The 255-nt window shown below is 63.5% G+C and carries 1 protein-coding gene; it reads left to right on the plus strand.

Annotation, left to right across the window (positions count from 1 at the left end; translation table 11 throughout):
* A partial coding sequence (locus IB248_RS31280) for a cytochrome c-type biogenesis CcmF C-terminal domain-containing protein (protein ID WP_281419737.1) occupies nt 1–255 on the plus strand: 255 nt, incomplete at both ends.

Consider the following 255-nt stretch of genomic DNA (forward strand, 5'->3'; position numbering starts at 1 on the left):
CGCTCTATCCGCTGCTTTTGGAGACGCTGACCGGCGACAAGATCTCGGTCGGGCCGCCCTTCTTCAACATGACCTTCGGCCTGCTGATGGCGCCGCTGCTGGTCATCGTTCCCTTTGGCCCGCTGCTGGCCTGGAAGCGCGGCGATCTGCTCGCTGTTCTGCAGCGGCTCTATCTGGTCGCGATCCTGGCGTTTGTTGTTGCGGTGGTCTTCTTCTATGTCCAGCACGGCGGTCCCGTGCTTGCCGTGCTCGGGC

Origin of the sequence: Rhizobium sp. RHZ01 (genome assembly GCF_014851595.1) — a bacterium.
Lineage (GTDB): Bacteria > Pseudomonadota > Alphaproteobacteria > Rhizobiales > Rhizobiaceae > Rhizobium > Rhizobium altiplani.